The sequence below is a fragment of the Pedobacter nutrimenti genome (genome assembly GCF_032678445.1).
Lineage (GTDB): Bacteria > Bacteroidota > Bacteroidia > Sphingobacteriales > Sphingobacteriaceae > Pedobacter > Pedobacter nutrimenti_A.
The window spans coordinates 1-2,306 of record NZ_JAVTSQ010000034.1 but is presented as its reverse complement, the minus strand read 5'-3'; the positions used below and the strand labels follow the sequence as shown (position 1 = coordinate 2,306).

At 35.4% G+C, this 2,306-nt stretch carries 3 protein-coding genes and 1 pseudogene; 1 reads left to right on the top strand and 3 read right to left on the bottom strand.

The window, feature by feature from the left end:
* Positions 1-293: 293 nt before the first annotated feature.
* The 3 genes from R2S08_RS28770 to R2S08_RS28760 form a co-directional block, all read right to left on the bottom strand.
* Positions 294-782, bottom strand: a complete 489-nt coding sequence (locus tag R2S08_RS28770) for a hypothetical protein (protein WP_316838345.1) — start codon at positions 780-782, stop codon at positions 294-296.
* Complete coding sequence (locus tag R2S08_RS28765; protein WP_133785230.1) at positions 769-966, bottom strand: DUF4279 domain-containing protein; 198 nt, start codon at positions 964-966, stop codon at positions 769-771. Before R2S08_RS28765 ends, R2S08_RS28770 begins: the two co-directional genes overlap by 14 nt.
* Positions 967-1,068: 102 nt before the next feature.
* Positions 1,069-1,476: a hypothetical protein gene (locus R2S08_RS28760; RefSeq protein WP_316838344.1), complete on the bottom strand. Its 408-nt coding sequence runs from the start codon at positions 1,474-1,476 to the stop codon at positions 1,069-1,071.
* A 449-nt stretch (positions 1,477-1,925) separates the two neighbouring features.
* Between R2S08_RS28760 and R2S08_RS28755 the strand changes: the two are divergent.
* Positions 1,926-2,306 (top strand): annotated as a pseudogene (locus tag R2S08_RS28755) (hypothetical protein); the annotation flags it as partial.

Sequence of the window (2,306 nt, the reverse complement as noted above, 5' to 3'; positions counted from 1 at the left end):
AAGAGAAGGGAATCGAGATTGGAAGGTTGCAAGAACAAGAAAAGGTTATAACAAACCTAATTCTCCAATTAGGCCTATCAGATGCCCAAGCTGCTAAAGTTGCGGACGCTCCTCTTTCCTTCGTAAAAAAAATCCGTACCCAACTAGAAAAAAACAACTTGTCAAAAAATTGATTAACAGAATATCAGAAAAATTTTATACGTTTACATCGAGAGCGTTAATTTAATGAAAAGGGGCCAGTCGAAAGATTTGGTCCCTTTTTCTGTTTTAATAATGGCATTCAATAGCCATAGTTACATTATAAGATTAAGGATCTGGAATACACAGCAAATGTCTTTTTTTACAATCCCGGCTTTGTTATTTAATACGACATGAGATAACATTTGATAAATCCCTTGATAAGGTTTTCCTTTTTCAACTTTCACAATATGCTTTCGGCCTTTACTGTCTTTCAAAACAAAACGTGTAAAATCTTCTTTTTTCACTACCCCATCTTTAAATTCATCCTGCATAGCGAGGCTCACTTCAACTAATTCAGAGTAAAGAATAGATGATATCTCACTTTCATTTGCTTGGATAATCCGATCGTTTGTTATAAACAACCAATTTAATTCATCCTGTTTAGAACATAATAATGGCTGTTCCTCATCTTTGAGCAATGATATCTGATTAACGAAATTTAGTTTATTATCCTCATTCAGTATTTTAGTTGAAGCTCCTTCAGCTCCCTTCCGTCTAAAGATTGATAGTAATACTGATGATTTATATTTAGTTTCTTTCATGACAGGAGCCTAATATCCAGCTGTTTTTCTTTATTAATGGTGAATCTATATTTTTTGGATTTCTTTTCTCACCTTTCACATAGATTTTATCTGGATGTATACCTCCTAATATTTCAGTTATTTCGCTATGGGTGATATCATTAAAATCATATATCCCAAAACGCACTATAATTTCATTTTTCATTTCAACGTTTATCTGGATAACCTCTTTTGATCAATACAGAAACCAAAGTAAGGACTGTTCCTCTTGGATAAATTGGTTCAAGTATCAGTACTTCAGATTATTTTACTTTGCAGCAGGACGTTTGTCAGTATTTTGTTTTAGAGCCAAAGCAACCCCTCCACCTATCAATCCTATTATACTTGTCATAATAATAACCAGTACAACCATCAGTAGGGAAAAATTAACAGAATAGTCCTCCTTACCCATATTTGCTTTAAAGACTGTTGCTATCGCCCAACCAACTGTCGAATCAAAAAGTCCAATAAGGGCAGTATACAATATTCCTTTTTTTAAACCCTGTTTCTTTGTGGTAAGGAATCCAACCGCAAGATAAATGACAATAGATAGAGAACCGATATATTGGTAGTTAAAACCAATCCACCGCGAAGTGAGTGAGCCAAGCAGATCCAATAGAAATATTAACAATATTCCAGATTGTAAGGGGTTAAGTTTTTTAAATATTGATTTCATTTTGATGTTATGCGAAACCATGAAGATATGGATATTATTAATTGAAAAGAGATGTGATCGATTTTGTACTGAAATTATTTATGAAAGCACATTATACTGGAGTACATAAAAAAGTCCGTGGTTGGAAGAGAAGAATCAAACAGATCGACAAATGTGGTGAAGATATTCAAGTTCCAAATATTGAATGGTTTATGCAGCCGATGAAGAACATGTTCATTTTGAGCCCAAACTCCCCTTTCACCACTGTCCCCGGTCTGCACCCAAGAAAATATGTTTTCATGATCAAGCCTCAGAACCTGCAAGGTTCAGCGAGATCATAAAACATATTTTCACCCCCAACCTCCCTGACCTGGAGTAAATCCAAATCTATAATTCTCTACAATAAATATTTTTTCGAAATATTTTGTTATTATTTTTTATTTAGAAATATCACATCTACATTAGCATAAATGAGAGCAGTAGAAAAACGGACCAACAGGCCAGCGCAGAAAAATGATAAAAAACCAATCCAGAAAAAGAACGACATCTTTTTCAAAAGTGCATTCGAAGATTATTTCTGCGACATGCTACGCTTCCTGTACAAAGACGCAGATCAGATCTTTGATCTGGAAAAGCCTGTCAGCTTCATGGACAAAGAGCTGCTGGAAATCTCTCCAGACCGGAATAAAAAAGGCGGAACCAGAAACGCGGACATGCTCGCCAAAATATACCTCCGTACCGGAAAGCAGGAACTCTTCATGCTACATTTAGAAATCCAGACGGTAACCAGCCCTAAATTCCCATCCAGAGTATTTAAATACTGGTACAGACTAACCGACCGCTATGACCAC